General features: G+C 67.9%; 33 protein-coding genes and 2 tRNA genes. 9 read left to right on the top strand and 26 right to left on the bottom strand.

All coding sequences use genetic code 11. The features are described from left to right. Nucleotides 1-61: 61 nt before the first annotated feature. From TPAU_RS13670 to TPAU_RS13685, 4 genes are all read right to left on the bottom strand, one after another. A tRNA-Asn gene (locus tag TPAU_RS13670) sits at nt 62-134 on the bottom strand. A gap of 91 nt (nt 135-225) precedes the next feature. Continuing rightward, nucleotides 226-1,812 (bottom strand): hypothetical protein, encoded by a 1,587-nt coding sequence (locus TPAU_RS13675; RefSeq protein WP_013127345.1) that lies wholly within the window; start codon nt 1,810-1,812, stop codon nt 226-228. 143 nt (nt 1,813-1,955) lie between these two features. Continuing rightward, nucleotides 1,956-2,783 carry an adenylate/guanylate cyclase domain-containing protein gene (locus TPAU_RS13680; protein WP_013127346.1) on the bottom strand — a complete coding sequence of 276 codons (828 nt, stop codon included), beginning with the start codon at nt 2,781-2,783 and terminating at the stop codon, nt 1,956-1,958. 60 nt (nt 2,784-2,843) lie between these two features. Further along, the gene (locus TPAU_RS13685; RefSeq protein WP_013127347.1) at nt 2,844-3,023 is read right to left on the bottom strand and encodes a hypothetical protein; all 180 of its coding nucleotides are present in this window, start codon (nt 3,021-3,023) and stop codon (nt 2,844-2,846) included. A gap of 317 nt (nt 3,024-3,340) precedes the next feature. Between TPAU_RS13685 and TPAU_RS13690 the strand changes: the two genes are divergently transcribed. Then, entirely contained in the window at nt 3,341-3,694 is a 354-nt protein-coding gene (locus TPAU_RS13690) for a hemophore-related protein (RefSeq protein ID WP_013127348.1), read from the top strand. Nucleotides 3,695-3,702: 8 nt separating this feature from the next. On the opposite strand, the gene TPAU_RS13695 is transcribed toward TPAU_RS13690, so the two are convergent. Both TPAU_RS13695 and TPAU_RS13700 read right to left on the bottom strand, forming a co-directional pair. Further along, a tRNA-Ile gene (locus tag TPAU_RS13695) sits at nt 3,703-3,776 on the bottom strand. Nucleotides 3,777-3,828: 52 nt separating this feature from the next. Beyond that, on the bottom strand, nt 3,829-4,572 hold the full coding sequence (locus TPAU_RS13700) for a YggS family pyridoxal phosphate-dependent enzyme (RefSeq protein ID WP_041945072.1): 744 nt from the start codon (nt 4,570-4,572) through the stop codon (nt 3,829-3,831). Nucleotides 4,573-4,606: 34 nt separating this feature from the next. Between TPAU_RS13700 and TPAU_RS13705 the strand changes: the two genes are divergently transcribed. After that, nucleotides 4,607-4,849, top strand: coding sequence for a hypothetical protein (locus TPAU_RS13705; protein WP_013127350.1), 243 nt, complete (start codon nt 4,607-4,609; stop codon nt 4,847-4,849). Here the strand turns inward: TPAU_RS13705 and dnaG are convergent. From dnaG to TPAU_RS13720, 3 genes are read right to left on the bottom strand one after another with little or no spacing between them, the layout of a single operon-like run. Further along, complete coding sequence (gene dnaG, locus TPAU_RS13710; protein ID WP_013127351.1) at nt 4,846-6,771, bottom strand: DNA primase; 1,926 nt, start codon at nt 6,769-6,771, stop codon at nt 4,846-4,848. The two genes, TPAU_RS13705 and dnaG, sit on opposite strands and share 4 nt — an antisense overlap. Before the next feature lie 19 nt (nt 6,772-6,790). Beyond that, nucleotides 6,791-8,107: a deoxyguanosinetriphosphate triphosphohydrolase gene (locus tag TPAU_RS13715; protein ID WP_013127352.1), complete on the bottom strand. Its 1,317-nt coding sequence runs from the start codon at nt 8,105-8,107 to the stop codon at nt 6,791-6,793. 3 nt (nt 8,108-8,110) lie between these two features. Beyond that, the gene (locus tag TPAU_RS13720) at nt 8,111-8,569 is read right to left on the bottom strand and encodes a cold-shock protein (RefSeq protein ID WP_013127353.1); all 459 of its coding nucleotides are present in this window, start codon (nt 8,567-8,569) and stop codon (nt 8,111-8,113) included. 32 nt (nt 8,570-8,601) lie between these two features. Between TPAU_RS13720 and TPAU_RS13725 the strand changes: the two genes are divergently transcribed. Beyond that, nucleotides 8,602-9,033 (top strand): lipoprotein LpqH, encoded by a 432-nt coding sequence (locus TPAU_RS13725; RefSeq protein WP_013127354.1) that lies wholly within the window; start codon nt 8,602-8,604, stop codon nt 9,031-9,033. A gap of 52 nt (nt 9,034-9,085) precedes the next feature. Here TPAU_RS13725 and TPAU_RS13730 read toward each other — a convergent pair whose 3' ends face one another. Beyond that, nucleotides 9,086-10,501 carry a glycine--tRNA ligase gene (locus tag TPAU_RS13730; protein WP_086012706.1) on the bottom strand — a complete coding sequence of 472 codons (1,416 nt, stop codon included), beginning with the start codon at nt 10,499-10,501 and terminating at the stop codon, nt 9,086-9,088. A gap of 102 nt (nt 10,502-10,603) precedes the next feature. Here TPAU_RS13730 and TPAU_RS13735 point away from each other — a divergent pair, with 102 nt between their 5' ends. After that, entirely contained in the window at nt 10,604-10,978 is a 375-nt protein-coding gene (locus tag TPAU_RS13735; protein WP_013127356.1) for an ArsR/SmtB family transcription factor, read from the top strand. Beyond that, a complete protein-coding gene (locus TPAU_RS13740; protein WP_013127357.1) occupies nt 10,975-11,391 on the top strand; it encodes a Fur family transcriptional regulator in 417 nt (138 codons plus the stop codon). Before TPAU_RS13735 ends, TPAU_RS13740 begins: the two co-directional genes overlap by 4 nt. A 7-nt stretch (nt 11,392-11,398) precedes the next feature. Here the strand turns inward: TPAU_RS13740 and TPAU_RS13745 are convergent, their stop codons facing one another. Genes TPAU_RS13745 through TPAU_RS13765 form a run of 5 tightly spaced genes read right to left on the bottom strand, consistent with a single transcriptional unit; the run spans nt 11,399 to nt 14,811 of the window. Beyond that, on the bottom strand, nt 11,399-12,004 hold the full coding sequence (locus TPAU_RS13745) for a TetR/AcrR family transcriptional regulator (RefSeq protein WP_013127358.1): 606 nt from the start codon (nt 12,002-12,004) through the stop codon (nt 11,399-11,401). Beyond that, nucleotides 12,001-13,182 carry an NAD(P)/FAD-dependent oxidoreductase gene (locus tag TPAU_RS13750; RefSeq protein ID WP_013127359.1) on the bottom strand — a complete coding sequence of 394 codons (1,182 nt, stop codon included), beginning with the start codon at nt 13,180-13,182 and terminating at the stop codon, nt 12,001-12,003. Before TPAU_RS13750 ends, TPAU_RS13745 begins: the two co-directional genes overlap by 4 nt. Continuing rightward, nucleotides 13,179-13,367: a rubredoxin gene (locus TPAU_RS13755; RefSeq protein ID WP_013127360.1), complete on the bottom strand. Its 189-nt coding sequence runs from the start codon at nt 13,365-13,367 to the stop codon at nt 13,179-13,181. Before TPAU_RS13755 ends, TPAU_RS13750 begins: the two co-directional genes overlap by 4 nt. Nucleotides 13,368-13,390: 23 nt before the next feature. Beyond that, on the bottom strand, nt 13,391-13,552 hold the full coding sequence (locus TPAU_RS13760; protein WP_013127361.1) for a rubredoxin: 162 nt from the start codon (nt 13,550-13,552) through the stop codon (nt 13,391-13,393). After that, complete coding sequence (locus tag TPAU_RS13765; RefSeq protein WP_013127362.1) at nt 13,549-14,811, bottom strand: alkane 1-monooxygenase; 1,263 nt, start codon at nt 14,809-14,811, stop codon at nt 13,549-13,551. Before TPAU_RS13765 ends, TPAU_RS13760 begins: the two co-directional genes overlap by 4 nt. Before the next feature lie 197 nt (nt 14,812-15,008). Here TPAU_RS13765 and TPAU_RS13770 point away from each other — a divergent pair, with 197 nt between their 5' ends. From TPAU_RS13770 to TPAU_RS13785, 4 genes are read left to right on the top strand one after another with little or no spacing between them, the layout of a single operon-like run. Next, nucleotides 15,009-15,434 carry a MarR family winged helix-turn-helix transcriptional regulator gene (locus TPAU_RS13770; protein WP_013127363.1) on the top strand — a complete coding sequence of 142 codons (426 nt, stop codon included), beginning with the start codon at nt 15,009-15,011 and terminating at the stop codon, nt 15,432-15,434. A gap of 36 nt (nt 15,435-15,470) precedes the next feature. Then, complete coding sequence (locus tag TPAU_RS13775) at nt 15,471-15,893, top strand: organic hydroperoxide resistance protein (protein ID WP_041945077.1); 423 nt, start codon at nt 15,471-15,473, stop codon at nt 15,891-15,893. A gap of 29 nt (nt 15,894-15,922) precedes the next feature. Further along, nucleotides 15,923-16,918 (top strand): zinc-binding dehydrogenase, encoded by a 996-nt coding sequence (locus TPAU_RS13780; protein ID WP_013127365.1) that lies wholly within the window; start codon nt 15,923-15,925, stop codon nt 16,916-16,918. Between the two features lie 50 nt (nt 16,919-16,968). Further along, nucleotides 16,969-17,751 (top strand): class I SAM-dependent methyltransferase, encoded by a 783-nt coding sequence (locus TPAU_RS13785; RefSeq protein ID WP_013127366.1) that lies wholly within the window; start codon nt 16,969-16,971, stop codon nt 17,749-17,751. 1 nt (nt 17,752) lies between these two features. Here the strand turns inward: TPAU_RS13785 and TPAU_RS13790 are convergent, their stop codons facing one another. The 11 genes from TPAU_RS13790 to dnaJ all read right to left on the bottom strand — a co-directional run bounded on the left by TPAU_RS13790 (nt 17,753) and on the right by dnaJ (nt 26,847). After that, nucleotides 17,753-18,160, bottom strand: a complete 408-nt coding sequence (locus TPAU_RS13790) for a hypothetical protein (RefSeq protein ID WP_013127367.1) — start codon at nt 18,158-18,160, stop codon at nt 17,753-17,755. Continuing rightward, nucleotides 18,157-18,972 carry an isoprenyl transferase gene (locus tag TPAU_RS13795; RefSeq protein WP_013127368.1) on the bottom strand — a complete coding sequence of 272 codons (816 nt, stop codon included), beginning with the start codon at nt 18,970-18,972 and terminating at the stop codon, nt 18,157-18,159. Before TPAU_RS13795 ends, TPAU_RS13790 begins: the two co-directional genes overlap by 4 nt. Beyond that, entirely contained in the window at nt 18,950-19,753 is an 804-nt protein-coding gene (recO, locus tag TPAU_RS13800) for a DNA repair protein RecO (RefSeq protein ID WP_041945080.1), read from the bottom strand. Before recO ends, TPAU_RS13795 begins: the two co-directional genes overlap by 23 nt. A 125-nt stretch (nt 19,754-19,878) precedes the next feature. Next, nucleotides 19,879-20,835 (bottom strand): GTPase Era, encoded by a 957-nt coding sequence (era, locus tag TPAU_RS13805; RefSeq protein ID WP_013127370.1) that lies wholly within the window; start codon nt 20,833-20,835, stop codon nt 19,879-19,881. Then, nucleotides 20,832-21,155 carry a hypothetical protein gene (locus TPAU_RS13810; protein ID WP_013127371.1) on the bottom strand — a complete coding sequence of 108 codons (324 nt, stop codon included), beginning with the start codon at nt 21,153-21,155 and terminating at the stop codon, nt 20,832-20,834. The genes era and TPAU_RS13810 overlap by 4 nt, the downstream gene beginning before the upstream one ends. Further along, nucleotides 21,152-22,465, bottom strand: coding sequence for a hemolysin family protein (locus TPAU_RS13815; RefSeq protein ID WP_013127372.1), 1,314 nt, complete (start codon nt 22,463-22,465; stop codon nt 21,152-21,154). The genes TPAU_RS13810 and TPAU_RS13815 overlap by 4 nt, the downstream gene beginning before the upstream one ends. A 3-nt stretch (nt 22,466-22,468) precedes the next feature. Continuing rightward, on the bottom strand, nt 22,469-23,008 hold the full coding sequence (ybeY, locus tag TPAU_RS13820) for an rRNA maturation RNase YbeY (protein ID WP_013127373.1): 540 nt from the start codon (nt 23,006-23,008) through the stop codon (nt 22,469-22,471). Next, entirely contained in the window at nt 23,005-24,054 is a 1,050-nt protein-coding gene (locus tag TPAU_RS13825; protein ID WP_086012724.1) for a PhoH family protein, read from the bottom strand. Before TPAU_RS13825 ends, ybeY begins: the two co-directional genes overlap by 4 nt. A gap of 113 nt (nt 24,055-24,167) precedes the next feature. Then, on the bottom strand, nt 24,168-24,884 hold the full coding sequence (locus TPAU_RS21975; protein ID WP_013127375.1) for an alpha/beta hydrolase family protein: 717 nt from the start codon (nt 24,882-24,884) through the stop codon (nt 24,168-24,170). A 28-nt stretch (nt 24,885-24,912) separates the two neighbouring features. After that, nucleotides 24,913-25,671, bottom strand: coding sequence for a 16S rRNA (uracil(1498)-N(3))-methyltransferase (locus tag TPAU_RS13835; RefSeq protein ID WP_013127376.1), 759 nt, complete (start codon nt 25,669-25,671; stop codon nt 24,913-24,915). A gap of 6 nt (nt 25,672-25,677) precedes the next feature. Next, nucleotides 25,678-26,847, bottom strand: coding sequence for a molecular chaperone DnaJ (dnaJ, locus tag TPAU_RS13840; protein ID WP_013127377.1), 1,170 nt, complete (start codon nt 26,845-26,847; stop codon nt 25,678-25,680). Nucleotides 26,848-26,912 lie beyond the last annotated feature (65 nt).

Here is a 26,912-nt window from a genome sequence, read left to right on the forward strand (position 1 = left end):
ACCGCTATTGCAGATACGCTCAAGAAAGCAGAAAACCGCCTCCGAAGAGGCGGTTTGCTTGCTCCCCCAACTGGACTCGAACCAGTAACCCTTCGATTAACAGTCGAATGCTCTGCCAATTGAGCTATGGGGGATTGACCGAGAGAGAACTTTAGCGCAACGCACTCGGGGAGACCAATCGGCAGGTCAGAGGCCTACCGAAGGTCCCCCCGAGGCGTCAGCGGATTACAGCTTGCAGGTGCCCTCGGCAGCCTGCTCCGGGGTGCAGGTGGCCGTGGCGGCGCCCGTAGCGGGCTTGGTCACGGTCGGCTCCTGCGCCGGCTGGGTACGCGTCGCCTGCTTCGGAGCCACGGTCGACACGGATGCCTGCGGGGTAACGGGCGGCGTGGTGGTCGTGGCCGGAGCCTGCGTCTGCGTCTGGGTAGGCGCCTGGGTCTGCGTCTGCGTCGGAGCCTTGGTCTCGGTCTGCGCCGGAGCCTTCGTCTCCGTCTGCGTCGGAGCCTTGGTCTCGGTCTGCGTCGGAGCCTTGGTCGCCGTGTCCTTCGGTGCGGTGGTGCCGGCGGTCGCACCACCGGTCGCCGTCGCTCCGGCGGTCGCACCACCGGTCGCCGTCGCTCCGGCGGTCGCACCCGGAACGGTGGCGGTTGCGCCGCCGTTGGCACCACCGGTCACCCCGCCGGTACCGACGGTGGCTCCCGCACCCGCACTCACCGCAGCGCCCGCGTTACCCGCGGCGACGTCCGGCTTGGCGACGGTGGCATCGACCTTCGAGCCGACGCCCGCGTCCAGCGAGGCCTTGGTGCCGGCCTGGATGGTCGCGCCCTTCACCGCAGCGGCGGTCGGGGCGGTCACGGAGGCGTCGAGGTTGACGTTGCCGGCAACCTTGGCGCCGGGCACCGCGGTCAGGGCCTCGACCTTGGCCGAGGTCGGAAGGGGCGCCAGCACGACACCGGGAGCCACCGGAGCGGTGGTCGTGGTCGTCGTAGTGGTGGTCGTGGTCGTCGTGGTGGTGGTCGTGTAGACCGGCGCGACGATGCGGGCCTGGTCACGAACGTCGACCACGCGGCCGGGGGTCACTGCCCACACGGGGTAGTAGGGCTCGTTGTAGCGCGGGTTCACCCGGACGTACGGGTTACCGGGCAGGTTGATGCCGATCGACACCGAGATCAGCGGCTGCGGACGCGGCTGGGTCCAGCTCGGCGGGTAGATCCACATGACGGGCACGTCGACCTTGAAGTTCGCCTCGAACCACGGCTTCGGGTAGTCCGGGCGCTGCCAGGGCTTGGGCTGACCGGGGACCCACGGCTTCACACCGAGCTGGCGTCCGTACAGGGTGTAGCAGGTCTGGCTCTGCACCTCGATGCCGGCGCGGTAGTTGTTCCACCGACCGGTCTCACAGATCTGCTGGTAGACCGCGATCTCCTGCGGCGTGTAACGCCACGGGCGGTAGTCGGCGGGCCGCACCATCGGCGCGGGCGGCGCGGGCTGCGGCGCCGGCCGCAGGCCGGGGATCGCGGGGGCAGGCGGGTAGTAGACCGTGGTGTTCTTGCTGGTCGAGGTGATGGTGCCCTGCGGCAGGCCGGAGTTGGCGACGGCCTGCGCAGCGACGGGGTTGCCCACCATCGTGACGCCGGACGGCGGGACGGCGATGCCGTCGGTCTGGAAGGCGCCGGGGTTGGCGGTGAACTGGTCACCGGTCACCGGGGAGAATGCGACGGGGCTGTCGCCCTCGGTCGACTTGCTGCAGCCTGCGAGGACGCTGGCGGCGGCGATCACGGCGAACGAGGCTGCACCGATCTTCTTCGTGTTCATGCGGTTCCCATCCTTGGGTTGCGACGGGGCCGCGGAGCCCCCTGTGTGTCTTCGACTCAAGTCACAGGCTGTATCTCGGCAACCGCGCTGTTCGTTACAGCGATGTCACCTCGGAGCCGAAAGTTCAGGGTTTTCCCGCAGGGTCAGTACAGGGGGCGCACAGAGAAGACCTGGAGCTTCTGCGGGGCCCCTTTCGCCTTGAATCGGCGAGGTCGCACCTGGTAGCGATCCCTTTCTGCGACGGTGAAGACCGTCTCGGAGGCGAGCACTTCTCCCCCGTTCGCGGCCTCGGCGACCCGGGCCGCGATGTTGACGTCGACACCGATGAGGTCGCCCTTCACCTGTCGTGGCGTGCCGGTGTGCAGGCCCGCGCGCAGGGTCGGCCGGTAGCCGTCGGCCACGTCGATCATTCCGACCGCTTCGATCACCTCGTACGCCGCTTCGATAGCGGTATCGCCGTCGAAGGCGGCGAGGGCCCCGTCGCCCATGGTCTTGACGATGACGCCGCCGTGGCGCTCCACGAGGTCCTTGGTGGTCTTGTTGACGGCGTGCAGCAGCCGGACGATGTCGTCGTCATCGCGATGCAGAGCCCAGGTCGAGAAACTCACGAGGTCGGTGAACATGATGGTGACCGGACGCGGCGGCAAGTAGTCGCGGTCGCGACGGCTGATCAGCGCCTGCCAGGTCGCGGTGGCCAGATTGCCGAGTTCCCGGGTGACGGTGGGTTCGTCGCCGACGATGCGGTCGATGAGGTTCGAGAGCCGTTCGGTGGATTCGGCATCAGGGTGGAACAGATCCTTCTTGGGACCACCGGGCAGGTTCTCGCGGGCGACCCGGACGATGCCGGCGACCGTCTTGCTGTGATTGGCCGCGTGGGCGGCGCGGGCCCCCGCGGCGAAGACGGACTTCTTCGGCTCGGGCGCCGCATCACCGGAGTCGTGAGCGGGCACGTCGAGTGCGTCGTCGGCCATGGCAGCTGTTCTCCCGTCGCGGTCGTTCCGCAACGTAACAGTAGTCCCCGACCGCAGCGGCTACGGCTGCATGTTCATCCGAGCGTGCAAGCGCGCACCGTAGACCTGGGCGTCGAGGTCGGCCGCTGCATTGAGTACGGCTTTGACGGCACGCCACACGCCCAGACCGGCGCGGCGCGCCGCCGGGGGCCGGATTCCCAGCCGGAAGTCTCCGCCGCGTACGTCGTAGTGATCCAACATCTCACGCCTCCTCGACCCGTTTCGTGACCTAGGACACACCGTAGGACTCGTTTCGGCGTGGCGTCGGCGATTCGGCGACGACACGCTGAGGGAACGCGTACCACTCGGGATGCATCGCCACGGCCGCCTGCGCATTGGTTCTGCAAACAATGAGCCGTGTCCTCAGCTAGGGGTCGCAGGTGCGGCGGTGGAAACGGCGAGCGTTACCGAAATCGACTGTGAATACCTGAGAAATCTCTCGGACGATCCTCAGCGGATGAGCGGTAGCTTCGTGGCGACGCCCCATCAAGGGCCGAGCATGACGAAAGGAAATCACCATGCAGACTTGGAAATTCGCCGCCGCTACCGCGTTCACCGGCACTCTGATCGCCGCCCCCGTGGCCACCGCCGCAGCCGCCCCCGCCGATCCCGTCCCCGGCACGCAGTGCACCGTCGCGCAGGTCGAGCGAGCGGTGACCGATCTCGCACCCGAGGCGATCCCGATGCTGAACCAGGTTCCGGGTGGCCGCGCCACCGCCGAGCAGGTGCTCACCCTCCCGCCGGCCGAGCGCAATGCCCGCCTGCACCAACTCGCGAACCAGAATCCCCAGCTCGCCGCGTTCTACAACGCGAACCAGGGCGAGATCAACAAGCGGATCAACCTGGTCGTGAGCAACTGCGCGAAGTACTGACAGATCAGTGGGGCAGGTGGGGCTCGAACCCACGACCAGCGGATTATGAGTCCGCGGCTCTAACCGACTGAGCTACTGCCCCAGCGCCGACGCACCGTCGGCGTGCCACACGATACTCGGCGCGGCGGTCCGGTTCAGCCGCCGGTGGGCCAGTAGTGACTGTCGGGGAGGGAGCGGGAACCGAAGATCGCCTGCCCCACGCGTACGCAGGTCGCACCCTCCTCGATGGCGATCTCGTAATCGCCCGACATTCCCATCGACAACTCCGTCAGCCCTGAGTCCACGTCGAGGGCGCGGTCCCGTACGCGGCGCAACACCCGGAAGCATTTGCGTACGCGGGCCTCGTCGGCCGAGAACTCGGCCAGGGTCATGAATCCGCGTACGCGCAGCGACGCGAACGCGGGCAGTTCGCGCAGGAAATCGGGCACCGCGCCGGGGCTGAGCCCATACTTCGACTCCTCCGCCGAAGTGTTCACCTGCACATACACATCGAGGCCGCGTCCGGCCGCTTGCAGCCGGCGATCGAGCGCTTCGGCCACGCGCACACTGTCGAGAGCCTGGAACTCTGCGGCGAACGCGGCCACGTCTTTCGCCTTGTTGGTCTGCAGGTGCCCGATCACCGCCCACGCCACAGCCAGGTCGGCCAGCTCCTCCGACTTCCGTTTGGCCTCCTGAACCTTGTTCTCCCCCAGCTCAGTACAGCCCGCCGCTACCGCGAGACGCAGCCGGTCCTGCGGCACCGTCTTGCTCACCGGGAGCAACCGCACGTCCGACGGTGCGCGACCGGCTCGGGTAGCCGCCGCGTCGATCCGCGCCCGCACCGCGGCGAGGTTCGCCGCGAACTCGCCGACGGTCTGCGCGGGTGGGTACGAGGTCATGAGCGTCAGAGTATCCGCCGGGTACAGTGGCCCCATGATCCGTCTGGTTATCGCAGCAGGTGCCGGTTACGTGCTGGGCACCAAGGCCGGTCGCCGCCGGTACGAGCAGATCAATCGCACCGCGAAGGCGATCGCCACCAGCCCGGTCACCAAGAAGGCCGTCGAGGTGGGGCGCCGCAAGCTCTCCGACTCGCTCAATCCCGATCCGAAGATGCGCACGCTGCGCGAGATCGACGCGGAGACGGTGGTCTACTCCCCCAAGACCGACCTGGACTAGTACCCGGTATCGCCCACGGCCAGCTTCAGCAGGCTCTGCCGGTACGACTCCAGCGCCACCAGATCACCGAACAGCCGGTTGTAGTCGTCGTCGGCGTTGGGCGACATGCGCTTGAGCTTCGACTTCAGATCGGCCACCTGACCGCCGACCCACACCTCCTGCAACCGCGCCAGCACACTCTCGACGTACCGCGGCGAGGGCTCACCCTGAACTTCCAGTGGTTCGACGGCGAGTTCGGTGACGAGCGCCTCCAGCACCGGCCCGTCGGCGTGCCGGACCACGGTGTCGACCCATTCCGCTCCGCCGAGGCCGGCCGCGATCCCGCCGGCGCCCTCGATCGCGAGGCGGATCGCGCGGTAGGCGGGATCGGTGAACATGTCGTCGGACAGTGCGTCGAAGACGGTGCCCGCCAACGCCGGTGCCTGCAAAGCGCACTTGAGCACCTCGCGCTGCACCCACAGCACGGGATCGGTGGGGTTGGGCCGCTGCGGTCCCGTCGGGCGGGCCTGCGGGACCGGGTTCTCGGGCTCGCGGAACCGGTTGTTCGACGGTGCCGGAGCGCCCGGTCCGGGGCGCCCCTCACCGCGGCGGATCCGTGCGGATTCCTCACGGACCCGGCGCAGCACCTGGCCCACATCGTCCCAGCCGACCCACCCGGCGAGTTGACGGGCGTACTCGTCTCGCAGCGCCATGTCTTTGATGCGCGCCACCACGGGGACCGAGCGGCGCAGCGCGTGCACGCGTCCCTCGGCGGTATCGAGGTCGAACTCGGAGATCAGCGTCTTCACGGCGAACTCGAACATCGGAACCCGCTGCGCGATCAGATCGCGGACGGCCTCGTCGCCGTGCTTCTGGCGCAGCTCGCACGGGTCCATCCCGTCGGGAGCGACGGCCACGAAGGTCCGCCCGGCGATCTTCTGGTCACCGTCGAAGGCCTTCATCGCGGCGGCGCGACCGGCCTCGTCGCCGTCGAAGGTGTAGATCACTTCGCCACGGAAGTAGCTGTCGTCCATCATCAGTCGCCGCACCAGTGAGACGTGATCCTCGCCGAACGCGGTACCGCACGATGCGACCGCGGTCTCCACCCCCGCGGCGTGCATGGCCATCACGTCGGTGTAACCCTCGACCACCACCACCTGATGCCCCTTGGCGATGTGCTTCTTGGCGTGATCGAGGCCGAACAACACCTGAGACTTCTTGTACAGCATGGTCTCGGTGGTGTTCATGTACTTGCCCAGGTTGTCGTCGTCGAACAGCTTGCGCGCACCGAAGCCGATCACGTCGCCGCCGAGGTTCTTGATCGGCCAGAGCAGCCGGCGGTGGAACCGGTCGATCGGCCCGCGCTGCCCCTGCTTCGTCAACCCGGCCGCCTCGAGCTCCTTGACCTCGAAGCCCTGGCGCAGCAACGCTTTCGTCATCGTGTCCCAGCCCGACGGCGCGTAACCGCACCCGTAGAACTCGGCATCCTCGGCGGTGAAGTCGCGATCCTGGAGGTACTGGCGAGCCGTCTCCGCTTCGGGAGTGCGGAGCTGCTCGGCGTAGAACTTCTGGGCGGCGGCGTTGGCGGCCACGAGCCGCATCCGAGTGCCGCGGTCCTGCTTCGGGCCGGGAGTCCCGCCCTCGTAGCTGATCTGGATGCCGACCTTGTCAGCGAGCTGTTCGACGGCCTCCACGAAGGGCACGTGCTCGATCTTCTGCAGGAAGGAGATGACGTCGCCGCCCTCGCCACAGCCGAAGCAGTGGAAGAATCCCTGGGTAGGTCGCACGTGGAACGACGGGGTCTTCTCGTCGTGGAACGGGCACAGACCCTTCATCGAGCCGACGCCCGCGGGGCGCAACGCTACGTACTCACCGACCACGTCCTCGATGCGCGCGCGGTCGCGGATCGCCGCGATGTCACGCTCCGGGATTCTGCCGACCACATGATGAGTCTAGTCGCGATCAGCCGATGGCCTCATCGAGGCGCTCCAGGCGCGTCTCCGTCATGGACGCGATCTGATCGATGACCACGCGCAATCGGGCGGCGTCGGTATCGGCGGCCAGGTAGGCCGGTGAGTACAGCGGGTCGATGTTCGACGGTGACGCCCCCATGAGCCAGTCGGCCACGCGGTGGATCCGCATCCGCTGGCCCTCCTGGATCGCGAGGTGCCGCTGGTTCGAGTAGATGTACTGCAGCGCCATCGTCTTGAGTAGAACCACCTCGGCCAGCACGGTTCGAGGCACCGCGAGATCGGCCTGGTAACGGCATACGGGGCGGTCACCGGTAGCGGAACGGGTGGCGTCGATCGCGGCGGAGGCGAACCGGCCGACCAGTTCGCTGGTCATCCGTTTCAGTGCCACCGACGACGCCAGCCCGCCGTCGTATTCGGTGGCGTCGGCGACCACATCGAAGGAAGCCAGCCGGGCGCCGGCCTCCTCCAGTTCGGCTGCCTCGACGCCGCGGAAGCTGGTGGCGCCGAACCCGGAGAGGTTGCGCACCTCCTCCGCCGAGGAGAGCGCGCGCAGATCGAGGCGGCCCGAGAGCACGCCGTCCTCCACGTCGTGCACCGAGTAGGCCACATCGTCGGACCAGTCCATGACCTGGGATTCGAGACACTGTCGGCGGCCATGCGGTCCGTTCTCGCCGCCCCGCATCCAGTCCAGGACGTGCGCGTCGTCGTCGTAGACGCCGAACTTGCCGCCGGGCTCGCGCCGCAGCCACGGGTACTTGGTCGCCGCATCGAGGGCTGCACGGGTGAGGTTCAAGCCGACGGAGGCGCCGTCGGAATCGAGCACTTTGGGCTCGAGCCGGGTGAGGATGCGCAGGTTCTGCGCGTTGCCCTCGAAGCCGCCGATGTGGGTGGCCACCTCATCGAGCGCGCGCTCGCCGTTGTGTCCGTATGGCGGATGCCCGATGTCATGGGCCAGGCCCGCGAGATCCACGAGATCGGGGTCGCAGCCGATACCGAGCGCGATTCCGCGGCCGATCTGGCTGACCTCCAGCGAGTGGGTCAGACGGGTGCGTGGAGTGTCGCCCTCGCGCGGGCCCACCACCTGGGTCTTATCGGCCAGCCTTCGCAGGGCGGCGGAGTGCAGGACACGCGCGCGATCGCGGGCGAACGCAGAGCTGTGTCCCTCCCACCGCGGTGCCTCCCATTGCGGACCGGAGAACAGCGCGGGTTCGGATTCCGCCTCCAGGCCCGCCGTCTTGGGCGCCTCGGAGACGATGCGCTCGACGTCGGCCGGCTGGTACGCGGCGGGACCGGGCAGCGGCGGCACCGGCTACTCGGTGACCCAGCCGCGCGCGAACGCGAAGTCCGCGAAGCGCTGCCGGATCGCGATGATCTGGCCGGCGGTCAGGTCGTCGGAGGAATCGAGCAGCTGCTCGGTGATCTCGTCCAGGAAGGCCTGCATGCCGAGTGTTCCGGCAGCCCGCGGGGCAGCATCGCGACGGGGCGCCTCGCGGCGGTCCGGCCGGTCACTCCGGTGGTCGGGACGGGAGTCCCGGTGGTCGCGCCGCGGTGCCGCCGCGGGCGCTCCGCCGACGACGGCCACGTTGACGGCCTTGAGTCCCTTATCGCCCTTCTCCACATCGAAGGTCACCTCGGTCCCGGGACGGAGCGCCGACTCGTCGAAGTCGATGTCGTTGACGTGGAGGAAGACATCCTCGCCACCGTCCGCCGGGGCGAGGAAGCCGAAGCCACGCTGGGTATCGAAATGAACAACCTTGCCGCTCGTCATGCTCACGAGTATCCCACGGGTACCTTGTCTTCATGCGAATCCGTCCCCTGACCGCCCGCGTCGCGGCGTGCACCGTTCTCGCCGGCGCCCTCGTCGGAGCATCGGCGTGTACGTCTCCCAACATCGACTCCAGCACCGTGGTCGAGGTGGACGGGAAGCGGCAGGACGCCGCCGAGTACGTCAACGCCGGCTGCTCGCGCACCGGAGACTCGATCACCATCGGGTCGGGCAGCGTGCAGACGGCGCGCGGTGTCGGTGCGATGATCACCGACGGCAATCCGCCGCGGGTGAACACCCTGTTCATCGCTACCGGCAGCAATGTGATGACGGTGACGAGCACCCCTGTGGGACAGATCGGTTCGGCGACCGCCTCACGCGCCGGCAACCGCTACACCATCACCGGTGAGGCTCGCGCGGCGGATCTGAGCACCAAGAAATTCCGGGTCGAGGTCACCTGCAGCTGATGCGACTCGTGGCCGGCCACCGTTACGGTGACCGGCCACGTTCCTCAGTGGTTCAGCAGCCCAGCAGGCGGGCGGCGAGGTACTCGCGGACCTCGGCGAGTGGCACGCGCTCCTGCGCCATGGTGTCGCGCTCCCGGACCGTCACCGAATCGTCCTCGAGCGTGTCGAAGTCGACGGTGATACAGAACGGCGTACCGATCTCGTCCTGGCGGCGGTAGCGCTTGCCGATGCCCTGCGCGTCATCGAACTCCACGTTCCAGAACTGGCGCAGGTCGGCAGCCAGCTCACGAGCCTTGGGCGAGAGCTTCTCGTCCCGAGACAGCGGCAGCACCGCGGCCTTGACCGGCGCGAGACGACGGTCGAGTTTGAGCACCACGCGGGTGTCGGTGCCGCCGTTGGCCTTCGGCACCTCCTCTTCGGTGTAGGCGTCCACCAGGAAGGCCATCAGCGAGCGAGTGAGGCCAGCTGCGGGCTCGATCACGTAGGGGATGTACCGCTCTCCGCTCTGCTGATCGAAGTACTCCAGCGACTCTCCTGAGTGCTTCGAGTGCGTGCCGAGGTCGAAGTCGGTGCGGTTGGCGATACCCTCGAGTTCGCCGAATTCGCTGCCCGCGAACTCGAACCTGTACTCGATGTCGACGGTGCCCTTCGAGTAGTGGCTCAGCTTCTCCTGCGGGTGCGTGAACAGGCGCAGGTTCTCCGGCTTGATACCCAGATCGGTGTACCACTGGAGGCGGTAGTCGATCCAGTACTGATGCCAGGTCTCATCCTCGCCGGGCTTGACGAAGAATTCCATCTCCATCTGCTCGAACTCACGGGTCCGGAAGATGAAGTTGCCGGGCGTGATCTCGTTGCGGAAGCTCTTACCGATCTGGCCGATACCGAACGGCGGCTTCTTGCGCGCCGTGGTCATCACGTTCTTGAAGTTGACGAAGATGCCCTGCGCGGTCTCCGGGCGGAGGTAGTGCAAGCCGTCTTCGGACTCGATCGGACCGAGGTAGGTCTTGAGCATCATGTTGAAGTCGCGGGGCTCGGTCCACTGGCCCTTGGTGCCGCAATCGGGGCAGACGATCTCGGACATGGGGACGTCGTCCGGCTCGACGGTCTCGCCCTTGGCGGCACGCTTCTCGGCGTAGGCCTCCTGCAGGTGATCCTGACGGTGCCGCTTGTGGCAGTTCAGGCACTCCACCAGCGGATCGTTGAAGACCGACACGTGACCGGAGGCCACCCATACCTGCCGAGGCAGGATCACGGAGCTGTCGAGGCCGACCACATCGTCACGGCTGGTGACCATGTTGCGCCACCACTGCTTCTTGATGTTCTCCTTGAGCTCCACACCCAGTGGCCCGTAATCCCAGGCCGACTTCGTGCCGCCGTAGATCTCGCCGCACGGGTAGACCAGACCCCTGCGCTTGCACAGGTTGGCGACGGTATCCACTTTGGTTGCTTTGGCCACGGCGCGCTTCATCTCCGACGTATAGACAGGCATGTATGAACGTATCGACTCTACCGGTCGATCACCTCACGACGGTGCGCCCACCAGCGCGGCTTGACGTAGTCGATTCCGCATATGAAAATGGTTGGCGATAACAGGAGGTGTCCCATTCCCACCGACATCGCAGACTGCCCGGTCGACGAGGCGAGTGCCCAGCCCGAGCCCGAGATCCTCGCCGCTACCGGCGACCTGCTCCGCGCCCTCGCGGCGCCGGTGCGGATCTCGATCGTGCTCCAATTGATGCGCACCGAGCTGTGCGTGCACCAACTGGTCGACCTACTCGGCGTGACCCAACCGCTCGTGAGCCAGCACTTGCGAGTGCTCAAATCCGCCGGTGTGGTGCGCGGTGAGCGCAACGGCCGGGAGATCGTCTACCGCCTGGTCGACGATCACCTCGCTCACATCGTGGTCGATGCGGTGGCGCACGCCACGGAGCGGCAGGGGGCATGACGGTGGCCGGCAACACCGCGAAGGCGACCGGCGTCCGGGCGACGAAGCAGCGCGGCGCCATCACGCACGCGCTGCGGTCGGTCTCGGAGTTCAAGTCTGCGCAGGATCTGCACGAGATGCTGCGCAACGACGGCGAATCGATCGGACTGACCACCGTGTATCGCAACCTCCAGGCGATGGCGGAGGCGGGCGTGGTGGATACGCTGCGCACCGACAGCGGCGAGGCCCTGTTCCGGTTGTGCTCGGGCGAGCATCATCACCACCACCTGGTGTGCCGCGACTGCGGACGCACCGTCGAGGTGACCGACCGCGCGGTGGAGTCGTGGTCGGCGAAGACCGCTGCGGCACACGGCTTCACCGACGTCACGCACACCCTGGAGATCTTCGGGCGCTGCGGCGAGTGTTGCAGCTGACGCCCCGTCAGGCCCGCAGAGCGCGATCGAAGAAGGGCGAGAGCGCCGTCGCCACCTCATGCGCGGCGTCCTCGGGCCCCTCCAGCGGCATCGTCAGGTGGCTGAAGGCGAGGCGGACGAGCACGCCGGCCGCGACCTGAGCGTCGGCACGGCGTACCTGTGCCCAGCTCAACGCGAGGATCTCGGCGAGCCCTTCGGAAGCACGTTTGAGGATCGGGGTGCCGTCCACGGTGACGATCCCGACGAGGTCGCGATGCGGGTTGGGCCCGGCGATGTTGACCACGACCGGATCCCCCATACCGATCTCGAAGACGCCCCGCATGGCGTCCTCGATGGCCGCGTCGATATCGCCGGGGTGGGCCTCGACGCGCTGCCGCACGAACGCCAGCAGCCCGTCGACGAACCTGGTCACGTAGGCGACGGCGAGCCCCTTGCGGGAGCCGAACTCGTTGTAGAGCGTCTGCCGGCTGACGCCGGCCGTGCGTGCGACCGCGGCCATCGTGACCGCCGACCACTCGTTGCCGCGCAGCACCGCGCTCACCGCGTCGAGCGCCTGGTCACGCGCGGTGGGCTTGGCGGCGGGGAGGTCGTTACCGGTCGCGAGGGCGGTCACGGCACGCCTGCCGCCGTGATCATCTCGGCCAGCTCGCCGCGGACGGCACGGAGCTCTTTCGGCCTTCCCATCGCGACAGCGCCCACCAGCGAGCCGTCCCGGCTGCACCGTGCCACGAAGGTTCCGCCCTCCACCGGTTCCACCGTTCCGTCCACCTCCAGCGCGTCATCGGCCGCGGGCCATCCCGCGAACTGCAGCACCGCCCCGAACTGGTTCGACCAGCCCCAGGGCACCGTCGGCGCCGGGTTCCCGCCGAGGAGCACCTGCGCGAGCGCCGTGCCCTGATCCTGTGCCGCCGACCAGTTCTCGGCGCGGTAGGTGCCGCCCTCGATGGGGTTGGGCACTCGGGCGCAGTCACCGATCGCGTAGACGTCCTCGGCCGAACTGCGGTACCGCTCGTCGACCACGATACCGTCGTCGACCCGCAGCGCGAGTCGCTCGGCCAGCCCCGTGTCGGCGGAGCTGCCCACCGCGACCACCAGCAGGTCGGCCACCAGCACACCCCGGCCGGGGAGGCTGACCGCCACCTGCTCGGGGTCGATGCCGATCTCCCCCGGCCGCACCCCGAGCAGCAGTTCGACCCCGGCTCCGCGCTGCAATGCCCCGAGTCGTTCTCCCACTGCGGGCGGCACCACCCGCGCGAGCGGCAGTGGCGCCGGTTCGACGACCGTGACCTTCACTCCCAGTTTCGCAGCGGCGGAAGCGACCTCGGAGCCGATGAGTCCGGCCCCGAGCACGATCACGCTCCCTGCGCGCCCCAGCTCGTCGCGCAGCGCGAGCGCATCGGCGAACTCGCGCAGGTACTTCACGCGCGGGCCCGGCTCCAGGCCCGCGAGGTGGCGGGGTGTACCGCCGGTCGCGAGCACGAGGGACCGGTATCCGAGCGTGCTGCCGTCCGAGAGCTCCAGCGTGTGCGCCGCGGTGTCGCCACCGGTCGCGGACACGGACGTCCGTATGCTGATCCCCGCTTCGTCCCAGTGCGCCGCGGGCTTGAGCAGTGCCTTCTCGACCTCCATCCCGGCGAGCAACACGTCCTTGCTGAGCGTGGGCCGCCGGTACGGCAGGTGCGGCTCGCGCCCGACGAGCGTGATCGCACCGTCGTATCCGCCGGACCGCAGCGCGAGCGCCGCGGTGGCGCCCGCGACGCCCGTACCGACGATCACCACGCCGTCGCTCATCCCCGCGCCACCTCGACCATCTCGAAATCGGCCTTGGCGGCGCCGCAGTCGGGGCAGGACCAGTCCTCGGGGATGTCGTCCCAGCGGGTTCCAGGCTCGATGCCGTCCTCGGGCCAGCCCTCGGCCTCGTCGTACTCGAAGCCGCACTGGAGGCAGCGGAACAGCTTGAAGGGTGCGTCGCTCATCGTGGAATCCTCACTCTCCCGGCCTAAACCGGTTCGAAGTCGATCTTGTCTCGGACCCCGCAGTCGGGGCAGTTCCAGTCATCCGGGATATCGGCCCAGGCGGTACCTGCGGGCCAGCCCTCCCTGGGAGCTCCGGTGGTCTCGTCGTAGACGTAGTCGCACACCGGGCACTGGAAGGCGCTCATGCGGCGGCCTGCTCTCCGGCCGACGTCGCGCCGTACTTGGCGAACACCTTGTCACGCACGCGGGGGTGGACGTTCACCTTGGTGATATCGCCGTTGTAGTGCTCCAGCACGCGATGGTCCATCATCTTGCGCCAGAGCGGCGGGAAGTAGGTGAGGCCGATCAGCGTGGCGTAGCCCTGAGGCAGCGACGGGGCCTCCTCGAAGGACCGCAGCGTCTGATAGCGACGGGTGGGGTTGGCGTGATGGTCGCTGTGCCGCTGCAGGTGGTAGAGGAAGACGTTGGTGATGATGCGATCGGAGTTCCAGGAGTGCCGCGGGGCGCAGCGCTCGTACCGGCCGGACGCGGTCTTCTGCCGCATGAGCCCGTAGTGCTCCAGGTAGTTGACGGATTCGAGCAGGCTGAAGCCGTAGACGCCCTGAATGATCAGGAAGGGCAGCACGTACCAGCCGAAGATCGCGGTCAGCGCGCCGTAGAGGACCACGGTCATGAGCCAGGCGTTGAGCACATCGTTCTTCAGCGTCCACGGGCTCTTGCCGAGCCGGTGCAGGCGGGTCTTCTCCAGCTCCCACGAGGACTTCAGGCTGCCCCACACGCTGCGCGGCAAGAACTCCCAGAAGGTCTCGCCGAACCGGCCGCTCGCCGGGTCCTCGGGAGTGGCGACGCGCACGTGGTGGCCGCGGTTGTGCTCGATGAAGAAGTGGCCGTACATCGCCGGCGCCAGGGTGAGTTTGGCGATCCAGCGCTCGTTCTCCGGCTTCTTGTGGCCGAGTTCGTGGCCGGTGTTGATGCCGATACCCGCGACCACGCCGAGACTGAGAGTAAGACCGATCTGACTGATCAGGCTCAGGCCCCCTCCGCTGGCGTAGACGCCGCCGAGCCACGTGAGGTTGTCGGCCGTGAGGAAGTAGCACATGGCCACCAGCGAGGCGAGCTGGAAGGGCAGGAAGATGTAGGTCAGCCAGCGGTAGTACCGGGAGTTCTCGAGCGCTTCCATCACCTCTTCCGGCGGGTTCTCGCCGTCGTCGCCGGCCTTGATGTCGACGATCGGGAGGATCACGTACAGCAACAGCGGGCCGATCCACCACAGCACCGGAGCGAGGTACATCAGCGGGGTCTGCCCGAGGCCGAGCAGCCACATCACGCCCACGGCGAAGAACAAGGCGGTGGGAACGAACAGCCCCCACAGCCAGAGCCGCTTCTTGTGGTCGGTCCAGACGGCTTCCCTGCCGTCGGCGTCGATATAAGCCAGGCCCTTCACGGTGCCCTCCTTACTGATAGCCCCTCGCGGGGCTGTGACTGAGGTCATAAGCTCTATCGCCAGTATTTGACACTTATCCATCAAATGTCAAGCGATCGATGGACATATCTTCAGAATATGTAAAGCCCGAGGCTGGACGGTACACCGAGAGCCGCATTTATGTTGCGCACAATTGAATTGCGTGCAATATTCGAGGGGTGGAAATCGAAGAGCTGCTGGACTCACAGGTGTGCTTCGCGCTGTACTCCGCATCCCGGGTCGCCTCGAACGCGTATCGGGACGGGCTGGCCGCACTGGGACTCACGTACACGCAGTACGTGACGCTGCTGGCGCTCTGGGAGCGCGACGGGATCAGCGTCTCGGCACTCGGCGAACGGCTCCGGCTCGACAGCGGCACACTCTCCCCTCTGATCCGGCGCCTGGAGGCGATGGACCTGGTGGAACGCCGGCGCGACCAGGCCGATGAGCGCATGGTCACCGTGCACGTCACCGACAGCGGCCGCGCGCTGCGACCGCGAGTATCAGCGGTGCAACGCGAGGTCCGCGAGAAGTTCAACCTCTCCCCCGACGAGGCCGTGCTGCTCCGCGATCTGGCCAAACGCTTCTGCGATGCCCACGAATAGCCCCACGAGACTCGAAACCTTAGGAGTATCACCATGATCGACGTCAAGTACACCGCCGAAGCCATCGCCACCGGAGCCGGGCGCGACGGCCACGTCCGCAGCGACGACGGACGGGTCGACCTGGATCTCGCGATCCCTGTGGGCATGGGGGGCAGCGGCGAGGGTTCGAACCCCGAGCAGCTCTTCGCCTCCGGCTACGCCGCGTGCTTCCACTCCGCGCTGCAGTTGGTCGCGCGCACCCGGAAGGTCGCCATCGACGGCTCGAGTGTCGGGGCGCGTGTCGGCATCGGTCCGAACGGCGACGGGGGATTCGGGCTGACCGTCACCCTCGAGGTCGTGATACCCGAGCTCGACGCCACCACCGCGCAGGAGCTCGCGGACGCGGCCCACCAGGTGTGCCCGTACTCGAACGCCGTCCGCGGCAACGTCGACGTCACCGTGACCGTCGCCGACGACTAACCACCCGATCCGATCAGGAGAAACTTCCCATGCGCGCACTCATGCACGACGAATTCGGCGATCCCGCAACCGTGCTCACCGTCCGAGAGATCCCCGTACCGGAGCCCCGGTCCGGTCAGGTGCTGATCCGCACCCTGCTCGCCTCGATCCACAACCACGATCTGTGGACCGTGAAAGGCGACTACGGGTACAAGCCGTCGATGCCGGCCCGCAGCGGTTCCGAGGCGGTCGGCGTCATCGAGAAGCTCGGCGACGGCGTCACGGGCTTGGAGGTGGGCCAGCGGGTGATGACCGGCGGCGCGTTCGGTACCTGGGCCGAGTACTTCGTCGCGAACGCCGAGACCCTGCTCCCCGTCCCCGACTCGATCCCCGATGAAATGGCAGCGCAACTGTTCGCGATGCCCTTCAGCGCGGCCTCACTGCTCGAGTACCTCCAGGTGCAACCGGGCAGCTGGATCGTGCAGAACGCCGCCAACGGGATGGTGGGCGGGTTGCTCGCACAGCTGGCCGCTGCACGAGGCATCAACGTCACCGGCCTGGTCCGGCGGTCGGCAGCCGTCGATGAGTTGGCCGGCCTCGGCATCGCCAACGTGATCGCCACCGACACTGACGGCTGGCGCGAGCGCGCTGCGGCCCTGGCCGGTGCCGACGGCTACGCCGCAGCGATCGATTCCGTCGGTGGCTCGGCGAGCACCGATCTCGCAGCGCTACTCGGCCGCCACGGCACCTTGGTCTCGTTCGGTGCGATGAGCGCGGCCGGGGCGGGCCAGACCGCCCTCCTGGAGATCCCGGTGAACGACGTGATCTTCAAGGAGCTCACCGTCAAGGGGTTCTGGGGCCGCACAGTGAGCCAGGAGATGGCGCCGGCCAAGCGCCGCGAACTGGTCGAGGAGATCGTCCGCGGCGCGGCCGGGGGCACGCTGAAGCTCCCGGTCGACGGTGTCTACGAGTTCGACCGCATCGCCGACGCGGCGACGGCGAACACCCGGCCGGGACGATCCGGCAAGATTCTGCTTCGCCCGTGAGCCACTAGGTCCTATGCTTAGGCAACGAACCGCGAGAGTGGGAGTCGCCCGTGAGCACCAGGACCGAGAACGAATCGCGCACGCTCGCTCGGGGCGGCACCCGTGACCGGACACGTCTGGCCGCGATAGGCCGGTCCTCGGATGACTTCTCGGTGGCGACGATCGCCCGCCTGCGCCCACCGTCGAGCGGGAACATCCTCGACGTGGGCTGCGGGACGGGCGACCTCGCACGACGGCTGGCGCGCGAGGTGGTGCCCCGCGGCAGCGTCACTGCGCTCGATCGGGACGTCTCCGCGATCGGACCCGATACCTGCGAGATCGACGTGGTGGCGGCGGATCTCACGGCGTGGCGGCCTCCCGAGGACGTCTCCTACGACGTCGTGCACGCCCGGTACGTGCTCGCGCACGTCGCTGACGCGGCAGAGGCCCTGGCCCGGGTCTGCTCGTGGGTCCGGGCGGACGGTCACATCGTGATCACCGAGCCGCTGGCGCTGCCGCTGGACCCGGCGACGCCGCGCGCGGTACGACGAGTCTTCGACGGCTACCACTCGTGGGCCGAGCGCGGCGGCATGTCGCTCACTTTCGCCGCGGCTGCCCCGGGCCTCATCGGGGCGGTCGGCGGCACCGATATCGTGGTGGAGACCCGCGTCTCACGGTTCGGCGGCGGCCCCGGTGTGGACCGATGGGCGGCGCTCATCGGTCCTTTCGCCGGCCAGCTGCGCGCGTCCGGTGTGCACGACGCAGACCTCGATGAGTTCTTCTCCGCCGCTGCAGATCCTGGGATGTACGTGGCGCCGCAGCTGATCGTGACGACCTCGGCGCGCCTCCCCTGAATCAGGCGACGAGACGCTTGCGCGCGTTCAATCCCTGCGAGAGCAGAAAGGCCACGAAGTCGCGCAGCGCATCGCCACCGAGTTCGCTCGCCGGGAACGTGTACTGCAACACCAGATCTGCCGATACCTCGCGGCGCATCAGCCGCAGTGTGCCGAATTGCACCGATTCTCCCGCCGCCTCGACATCGGAGACCAGCTGGTCGGTGAGCGGAAGGTCCAGCGCGATCACCTGCGTCACCGCGTAGACGTCGATTCCGTCGGTGAGTTCGTAGACCTGCACGGATGCGGGCGCCTCACCGAATTCGATACGGATCGTGCCCTCGCCGTCCCGGCGCAGCGGGACGACGGTCCCGAGCGCTGATTCGAGCCGCCTGCGCAGGACATCGAACCGTGCGCCCGGATCACTCACTTGGTACCGCCGAATCGCCGGTCCCGCTTGGCGTATTCGAGGCACGCCTCCCACAGGTTACGACGGTCGAAATCCGGAAACAGCGTGTCCTGATACACGTACTCGGCGTACGCGCTCTCCCACAGCAGGAAGTTCGATGAACGCTTCTCACCCGACGGCCGCAGAAACAGGTCCACATCGGGCATATCAGGCAGATAGAGGTAGTGCGCGAAGGACTGCTCGGTGATCCGATCCGGGCTGATCTCGCCGGCGGCCACCCGTCGGGCGATCTCCCTCGTCGCGTCGACGATCTCGGCTCGGCCTCCGTAGTTGACGCACATGGTCAGCGTCATCACGGAGTTGTCCTTCGTGAGCTCCTCGGCGACCTCGAGCTCCTTGATCACGCTGCGCCACAGGCGCGGTCGGCGCCCGGCCCAGCGCACCCGCACACCCATCTCGTTCATCTCGTCGCGGCGGCGGCGGATCACATCACGATTGAAGCCCATCAGGAAGCGGACCTCGTCCGGGCTGCGGGTCCAGTTCTCCGTGGAGAAGGCGTACGCGGACAGGTTCTTCACGCCCATCTCGATACACCCGCACACGGTGTCCATCAGCACGGCTTCGCCCTGCTCGTGGCCCTTGGTGCGGGGAAGCCCGCGCTCCTGGGCCCAGCGCCCGTTGCCGTCCATCACCAGCGCGACGTGGTTGGGTACCAGTTCGGCGGGGATCGCCGGGGGCGTGGCTCCCGACGGGTGCGGGTCCGGCGGGCGGACGGTGCTCGGTGGCGCAGTGGACGTGGCCTTGGCGGCCCTACCCCGTCGCAGTCCCGGCACCGTCGACCTCCGTTCCCCCGGCGCCCATCGCCGAGACCTGGCTGTGCGGCGCGTGCCGCTCGATCATGGGCAGCGATCGCAGCTGCCGTCCCACATGCCACTGTAGGTGCGCCGCGGCGAGGCCGTTCGCCTGGCGACGGACTCGATCGCCCGTGGTCTCGGCGAAATCGAAGTCGGCCCTGGCCAGGGCGGCGAGCAGATCCAGCACGCCGTGCGCCGGGACCGCCGACCCCGCGGGGCGGCAGTGCACGCAGACCGCTCCACCGGCCGCGACGTGGAAGGCACGATGCGGCCCGGTATCGCCGCAGCGGGCGCACAGGTCGAGCGCGGGCGCCCAGCCCGCGGCATCCATCGCACGGAGCAGGAAGGAGATGAGGATCAGATCGCGATCGCGCAGGCCCGCGGCGATGGCGCGCAGAGCGCCGACGGTGAGCCGGTGCAACTCGGGCGCCGGGGCGCGCTCCTCACCGGCGAGCCGTTCGGCGGTCTCGATCACGGCGCAGGCGGTGGTGTACCGGCCGTAGTCGCCGGCCAGATCGCCGGAGTAGGCGGCGATGGAGTGCACCTGAGTCACGGTATCGAGATTGCGGCCGGGGTAGAGCTGCAGGTCGACGTGGGCGAACAGTTCCAGCCGTGCCCCGAACCGGGACCGCGGGCGCCGCACCCCCTTGGCGACGGCCCGGACCAAGCCGTTCTCCCGGGTGAGCAGCGTGAGGATGTAATCGGCCTCCCCCAGCTTGTGCTGCCGCAGCACCACAGCGCTGTCCCGGTACGACCTCATACCCTCCATCATCCCACCCCACGCCGACAACAGTCCCCTCGTCACCGTCGTGTCGCGCGTACTCCTGGCACAGGGTCGAGCGACCGTCATCGACACGGAGGCCGGCGGGCCCGGCTCACCGAGCGCTAGAAGCCCAGGCGGCCCAGCTGCTTCGGGTCACGCTGCCAGTCCTTGGCTACCTTCACATGCAGTGACAGGTACACCTTGCGGCCCAACAGCTTCTCGATCTCGGTACGGGCCTCGGTGCCCACGGACTTCAGGCGTGAACCGCCCTTGCCGATGATGATCGCCTTCTGCGAGGGGCGCTCCACGTACAGCAGCGCGTGCACATCGAGCATCCCGGGCTTGTCTGCCTTAACCTGCGCCTCGGTCTGCTCGCGCTCGATGACCTCCTCGATCACCACGGCCAACGAGTGCGGCAATTCGTCGCGCACGCCTTCCAGAGCGGCCTCGCGGATCAGCTCGGCCATCATGGTGTCGTCGTCGGTATCGGTGACCTCGCCGTCCGGGTAGAACGCCGGACCGGGCTGCATCTTCGATGCGAGCAACTGCACCAAGTCCTCGACCTGCTCGCCCGACGCCGCCGACACCGGGATCACATCGCTGTTCTCGCCCAGGAACTTCGAGACGGCGAGTAGTTGTTCGGCCACCTTGTCGCGGCCCACCTTGTCGATCTTGGTGACCACACCCAACAGCGGCGTCCGGGGTGCCATGTGCCGCACCTGATCCAGGATGTACTTGTCGCCGGGACCGATCTTCTCGTCGGCGGGGATGGTGAGGCAGATGATGTCGACCTCGGAGTAGGTGTCGCGCACCAGATCGTTGAGCCGCTGCCCCAGTAGTGTCCGGGGACGGTGCAGACCGGGCGTGTCCACGAGCACCAGCTGGCAGTTCGGTCGGTTGACGATCCCGCGGATCGTCGACCGGGTGGTCTGCGGCCGCGAGCTGGTGATCGCCACCTTGGAACCCACCAGCGCGTTGGTCAGCGTGGATTTGCCGGTGTTCGGCCGGCCCACGAAGCACACGAACCCGGAACGGAAATCTGTATCGGCGGGGCCGATGTTCTCGGGGGTATCGGTCATCGTCGCGCCTCCCCCGCCGCATCGACGAGCAGGACGTGCGCCTCGTGCGTCACCTCGCGCAGAGCCGCGACGCCCGGGTCGGCACCGTCGACTTCGCCGATCAGGACGGCGGCCTCGAAGCCCTGCGCACCGGAACTGACGGCGGTCGCCACCGCCACCTGCAGCGCGGTGAGCGACAACGCCGCCAACGCCACCGGTGCACCGGCATAGCTGCGGCCATCCAGATCCCGCACGGCGGCACCGTGATCGGCGCCCGCACGAGCCATCGCGCCGCGCGCCAGGGTCATCAGTTTGCGGTCCTCCTCGCCGATCTCACTCACACGCTCTCCTTCTCGTCCGCCTCATCGGAGGCGACCTCGTCATCTTCGTCGTCGGCGCGGCGCACCACGACGGTGGTAATCCGCATCCTCCCACGACGATCCGTGGACCCCTCGGCCTCCAGCAACAGGCCGTGCGCCTGCGCCTCGCTGCCGGGCAGCGGGACGCGCCCGAGCACGAGTCCGAGCAGGCCACCGACCGTGTCGACCTCGTCCTCCTCGATGTCCTTGTCGTACAGCTCGCCCAGCGACTCCAGGTCGAGCCGCGCGGACACCCGGTACACGCCGCCGCCGAGGTCCTCGATGGGAGCGATCTCGTCGGCGTCGTACTCGTCGGTGATTTCGCCGACGATCTCCTCCAGCACGTCCTCGATGGTCACCAGGCCGGCGATGGAACCGTATTCGTTGACCAGCACGGCCATGTGGTTGTTGGTCAACTGCATCTCGCGCAGCAGCGCGTCCACCGGCTTCGAGTCCGGCACGAAAACCGCGTCGCGGGCCATCGTGCCCACCTCGATGGCATGCCGATCGGCACCGTCGGGCAGCGCGACGAGGTCTTTGAGGTAGACCACGCCCCGCACATCGTCGACGTTCTCGCCGATCACCGGTATCCGGGAGTGGCCCGAGCGCACGGCGAGCCGAATCGCCTGGGAGACCGTCTTATCGGATTCGATCCACACGATCTCGGGGCGTGGCACCATCACCTCGCGGGCGGCGGTATCGCCGAGTTCGAAGACCGACTGGATCATCTTGCCCTCGTCCGCATCGACCACTCCGCGCTGCTGCGCCATATCGACGAGCTCACGCAGTTCGACTTCGGTCGCGAACGGGCCGTTGCGGAATCCGCGACCGGGGGTGACGGCGTTACCGAGCAGGATGAGCAGCCTGGTGATCGGGCCCATCAGTGTCGCGATCACCTGCATGGGCAATGCCGCCGCGCAACCGAGCGAATAGGCGTGCTGGCGGCCGAGGGTGCGCGGCCCCACGCCGATCAGGACGTAGCTGACGACAGTCATGGTGACGGCGGTGATCACGGCCGTCCACGCGGTGGACAGGTAGCGATCGAGCACCATGAACATCAGTACGGTGGCCGAGATCTCGCAGGCGGTCCGAAGCAGCACAGCGAGATTCACGTAGAGCGGGCGGTTCTGCAAGACCCGTTGCAATCGCTTCGCGCCCGGTCGGTTGTCCTCGACCAGGTCTTCGACGCGGGCCGGCGAAACGGTGAGTAACGCGGCGTCGACGGCGGCGAACAAGCCTCCCAGCAGGACCAGTGCGACGACGCCGATGACCAGGAGGATCGACGAGCTCACGGATCAGTCCCGCCGGCCGAGGAAGCCGGTGCGGCCCAGCAGTTTGTCATCACGGGCGCTCTGCTTGGCGCGTCGCTCGTTCTCGCGCAGCTCCGCGTAGTACTCGGCGAGAATGCTGTCCTGCAGGCCGAACATCTCACGCTCCTCTTCGGGCTCCGCGTGATCGAAGCCGAGCAGGTGCAGCACGCCGTGCACGGTGAGCACGTTCAGCTCGTGGGCGGTGGAATGCCCGGCGGCCTCGGCCTGTTCGGCCGCGAATTGTGGGCACAGCACGATATCGCCGAGGGTGGCCGGGCCCGCGTCGACCATATCCGGCCGCCCGCCCGGGGTGAGCTCGTCCATCGGAAAGCTCATCACGTCGGTAGGACCGGGCAGATCCATCCACTTCACGTGCAGATCGGCCATGGTGTCCAGATCCACGGCGAGCATGTTCAGCTCGGCGCCGGGGTGCACGTCCATCGCGGCGATGGCGAAGGCGGCCACCGCAACCAGCTCGGCCTCGTCGACGTCGAAACCCGACTCGTTGGCGAATTCGATACTCATCGGCGGCCCGGTATCCGGCGCGCACCCAGTTGGGGGCGCACCTTGCTGGAGGCGAGTTGCTCCTCGAATTCGGAGTAGGCGTCCACGATCTCGGCGACCAGGCGGTGGCGCACCACGTCGGCACTGGACAGCTCGGCGATATGGATGTCGTCGATACCGCGCAGGATGTTGACTGCCGCACGCAGGCCGCTGGTGGCGCCGCCCGGCAGGTCGACCTGCGTCGCATCGCCGGTCACCACGATCTTCGAGCCGAACCCGAGACGGGTGAGGAACATCTTCATCTGCTCGGCCGTGGTGTTCTGCGCCTCGTCGAGGATGATGAACGCGTCGTTGAGCGTGCGGCCGCGCATGTACGCCAGCGGGGCCACCTCGATCACGCCCGCCGCCATCAGCTTCGGGATCGCCTCGGGATCCATCATGTCGTGCAGCGCGTCGTACAGCGGTCGCAGATACGGGTCGATCTTGTCGTTGAGCGTGCCGGGTAGGAAGCCCAGCCGTTCGCCGGCCTCGACCGCAGGCCGGGTCAGGATGATGCGGCTGACTTGCTTGGACTGGAGCGCTTGGACTGCCTTCGCCATCGCCAGATACGTCTTGCCGGTACCGGCAGGACCGACGCCGAACACGATGGTGTGCTCGTCGATCGCGTCGACGTACTTCTTCTGGTTGACGGTCTTCGGGCGCACCGTCTTCCCGCGGCGCGAGATGATGTCGAGCGTGAGGACCTCGGCGGGCGACTCCCCCGAGCCGTCGGTCATCATGCCGATCGAACGGCGGACCTCCTCCGGGCTCACCGCGACACCGCTGCGCACCGCCGCGAGCAACTCGGCGATCACGCGCTCGGCGAGCGCGACATCGGCGGGCGCGCCGGAGAGGTTGATGACATTGCCGCGGGCGTGGATGTCGGCGGTCAGGGCCGATTCGAGGGCACGAAGATTCGCGTCCGCGGGGCCGAGCAGCCCGAACGTGAGCTCGATGGGGATCTCGATCGTCGACCGCGCCCGGCCGACGGCCTCGGTACGGGTTTCGGAACTGGTTCGATCTACCACGCGGTGGGTCAATCCTTCGTCGGAGAGGTGGGACACCGCCCCTGCCGGGGCGGATATCTCCAGTTTAGTCCCCCGGAGGGTGGTACCGCCTCTGAGATTCGCGTGGCGGACCGTCAGCGCGCGGAGAGCTCCTCGATCGCGGCGACCGTGGCCGCATGCCCCTTCGAGCCGGGCTCGAGGAAATCGTCGTGTCCCTCGCCCTCGATCATGGTCAGAGTGGCGTCCATGCCGTTCTCCTGCGCCTGCGAGAGGAACCACTCCGAAAGCTGATAGGGCACCTGCTCGTCGAGGCGGCCGTGCAGCGCCCGGACCGGGGTCTTGAAAGGCATCTGAGCGACGGGGCTGGCCTGCGCGAAGGTGCGCTTGATCAGCCGTGGGTTCGCGTTCGGTCCCAGATCGAAGAGCAGCCGCATCGACTGATCGCCGTCGCCACGCTCGATGAGGTCGAGCACACCGCCGCGGGAGATGACACCCAGCAGGTCGGGGCGCTGCGCCGCCGCCCACACGGCCAGCGTGGCCCCGGCGCTGTGCGCCGCGACGATGTGGCCGCTCTTGGCCAGCTTCTGGGTGCCGTAGTCGATGGCGGCAAGCACATCATCGCCCGGGATGGGCCACACCACGCCGGGCTCGCCTACGCGCCGGTACTCGACGTTCCACACCGGATAGCCGCGGTCGTTGAGATCCTTCGCGACCTTGGACTCCATCGTCATCGAATACAGGTTCCGCCAGTAGCCGCCGTGCACCAGCGTGATCAGCGGCTTCGCATCGTCGCCCGGGTAGAAGTGCCCGTGCTGCGATTCCTCGCTGCCGTAGAAGATGCGACGCGCCATCGTGTAGGTGCCTTCCGTGGTCGAGCCCTCAAGCCGGCGGGGTCTGCGCCCACCTGTCGGTCAGGACGCCGATGGCCCCGAGTGCCACCGCCGCCGCGGTCGAAGTCCGCAGCACCGTGGGGCCGAGGAGTGCGGGCTGCGCACCCATCGCGACCAGGGCGTCCAATTCCTCGGGGCTGATTCCGCCCTCCGGTCCCACCACAATAACGACGGTTGTTGTTACTGAGAAGTCAACCTCACCCAAAGGCACCGCTGAACCTTCATGCAAGACAACTACATTCGCATCCATACTGGTGAGTAGCGGGATGAGTTCGCGACCGGTCACCAGATCGTGGACTCGCGGAACATACGCTCTGCGAGCCTGTTTCGCGGCGGACCGGGCCACCGCACGCCAGCGTGCGACCCCCTTCTCGGCCTTGCTCTTCGCACCGTCCCACCGCGCGACGCATCGTGCTGCCTGCCACGGCACGATCTCATCGGCACCGGCCTCGGTGGCCAATTCGACGGCGAGTTCGGCGCGATCGGACTTCGGGAGGGCCTGCACCACGATCACCCGTGGTGAGGGCGCGGGAACCGTCCAGGTCTGCGCACACCGCACCGTGACATCGGACTTTCCGACCGCCTCGGCCGCGCACCGGGCGAAGCCTCCGGCACCGTCGGAGAGCACCAGCTCCTCCCCTACCCGGATCCTGCGCACTGCGGCAGCGTGCCGCCCCTCGTCACCGTCGAGCAGGTACTCCTCGCCGGGCGCCGGCAACACCTCCGCGAGGAAGACGGTGGCCGCCACCTGCGGTTACCGTCCGGCGAACGTGTCGCGGAGCCGGGAGAACAGCCCGCTGGACTGATCCGGTCCGCCGCGACGGGCCACGTGGGGTTCCTCGCCCGGGAACAACGCCTTGAACTCACGCAGCTTCTCGGCCTGCTTCTTGTCCAGGCGAGCCGGGACGACCACATCGAAGTGCACCACCAGGTTGCCCCGGTTCTGGGTGTTGACCTGCGGCATACCGTGCCCGCGCAGCACCTTGGTATCGCCGGGCTGAATACCGGCGGGGATCTCGACGCTGAGCTCACCGTCGATCACGGTGGGCATGGTGACCGCACCGCCGAGTGCAGCGTCGAACATCGGAACCCGCGCCGTGACGTGCAGTGTGTTGCCGTCACGCACGAGGAATTCGTGTTCTCGTTCGGTGACCTCGACGTACAGATCTCCGGCGGGACCGCCACCGGGGCCGACCTCACCCTGGCCGGCGAGCCGCACGCGCATACCGTCGCCGACACCCGCCGGGATCTTCACCGTGAGGGTGCGGCGGCTGCGTACACGGCCGTCACCGGCGCACTTGGAGCAGGGATTCTGGATGACCTCACCGGCACCGGAGCAGGTGGGGCACGGACGTGAGGTCATCACCTGGCCGAGGAAGGACCGCTGAACCGACTGGACCTCGCCCGCCCCCTGGCAGGTGGGGCAGGTCGTGGGCTTCGAGTCGCCCTCGGTACCGGCACCCTGGCACTTGTCGCAGAGCACGGCGGTGTCGACGGTGATCTCGCGGCTCACGCCGGTGGCGCACTCCTCCAGATCGAGTTCCATGCGGATGAGGGCGTCATCCCCGGGACGCACCCGGCCACGCGGGCCGCGACCGCCACCACCCATTCCGCCGCCGAAGAACGCTTCGAAGACGTCGCCGAGCCCACCGGTGAAGCCGCCGGCACCGAAGCCGCCGGCGCCTCCCCCGAACCCACCCGGAGAGCTGTCGAGCGGATCGCCGCCCATGTCGACCACCCGCCGCTTCTCGGGGTCGCTGAGCACCTCGTAGGCGTCGGAGACGTCGCGGAACTTCTCTTGCGCCGCATCGTCGGGGTTCACATCCGGGTGCAGCTCGCGGGCCAGCTTCCGGTACGCGCGCTTGATCTCCTGGTCGGAGGCCTTCGAATCGACGCCCAGGATGCGGTAGTAGTCACGGGCCACAGCAGCTAATTCCTCACAACGAACTCGTACAGGTCTTTCGAGCGTGGAGACCAGAGCGGGCTCCA

The sequence above is a fragment of the Tsukamurella paurometabola DSM 20162 genome, assembly GCF_000092225.1.
Classification (GTDB): domain Bacteria; phylum Actinomycetota; class Actinomycetes; order Mycobacteriales; family Mycobacteriaceae; genus Tsukamurella; species Tsukamurella paurometabola.

Coding starts and splice junctions, on each gene's coding strand:
- TPAU_RS13750 (WP_013127359.1), bottom strand. CDS start 13,182: ATGAGCGACGGCGTGGTGATCGTCGGTACGGGCGTCGCGGGCGCCACC.
- ybeY (WP_013127373.1), bottom strand. CDS start 23,008: ATGAGTATCGAATTCGCCAACGAGTCGGGTTTCGACGTCGACGAGGCC.
- recO (WP_041945080.1), bottom strand. CDS start 19,753: ATGAGGTCGTACCGGGACAGCGCTGTGGTGCTGCGGCAGCACAAGCTG.
- TPAU_RS13760 (WP_013127361.1), bottom strand. CDS start 13,552: ATGAGCGCCTTCCAGTGCCCGGTGTGCGACTACGTCTACGACGAGACC.
- TPAU_RS13685 (WP_013127347.1), bottom strand. CDS start 3,023: ATGTTGGATCACTACGACGTACGCGGCGGAGACTTCCGGCTGGGAATC.
- TPAU_RS13755 (WP_013127360.1), bottom strand. CDS start 13,367: ATGAGCGACGCACCCTTCAAGCTGTTCCGCTGCCTCCAGTGCGGCTTC.
- TPAU_RS13725 (WP_013127354.1), top strand. CDS start 8,602: ATGCGAATCCGTCCCCTGACCGCCCGCGTCGCGGCGTGCACCGTTCTC.
- TPAU_RS13680 (WP_013127346.1), bottom strand. CDS start 2,783: ATGGCCGACGACGCACTCGACGTGCCCGCTCACGACTCCGGTGATGCG.
- TPAU_RS13740 (WP_013127357.1), top strand. CDS start 10,975: ATGACGGTGGCCGGCAACACCGCGAAGGCGACCGGCGTCCGGGCGACG.
- TPAU_RS21975 (WP_013127375.1), bottom strand. CDS start 24,884: ATGGCGCGTCGCATCTTCTACGGCAGCGAGGAATCGCAGCACGGGCAC.
- TPAU_RS13675 (WP_013127345.1), bottom strand. CDS start 1,812: ATGAACACGAAGAAGATCGGTGCAGCCTCGTTCGCCGTGATCGCCGCC.
- TPAU_RS13730 (WP_086012706.1), bottom strand. CDS start 10,501: ATGAAGCGCGCCGTGGCCAAAGCAACCAAAGTGGATACCGTCGCCAAC.
- TPAU_RS13700 (WP_041945072.1), bottom strand. CDS start 4,572: ATGACCTCGTACCCACCCGCGCAGACCGTCGGCGAGTTCGCGGCGAAC.
- TPAU_RS13690 (WP_013127348.1), top strand. CDS start 3,341: ATGCAGACTTGGAAATTCGCCGCCGCTACCGCGTTCACCGGCACTCTG.
- TPAU_RS13780 (WP_013127365.1), top strand. CDS start 15,923: ATGCGCGCACTCATGCACGACGAATTCGGCGATCCCGCAACCGTGCTC.
- TPAU_RS13720 (WP_013127353.1), bottom strand. CDS start 8,569: ATGACGAGCGGCAAGGTTGTTCATTTCGATACCCAGCGTGGCTTCGGC.
- era (WP_013127370.1), bottom strand. CDS start 20,835: ATGACCGATACCCCCGAGAACATCGGCCCCGCCGATACAGATTTCCGT.
- TPAU_RS13705 (WP_013127350.1), top strand. CDS start 4,607: ATGATCCGTCTGGTTATCGCAGCAGGTGCCGGTTACGTGCTGGGCACC.
- TPAU_RS13735 (WP_013127356.1), top strand. CDS start 10,604: ATGAAAATGGTTGGCGATAACAGGAGGTGTCCCATTCCCACCGACATC.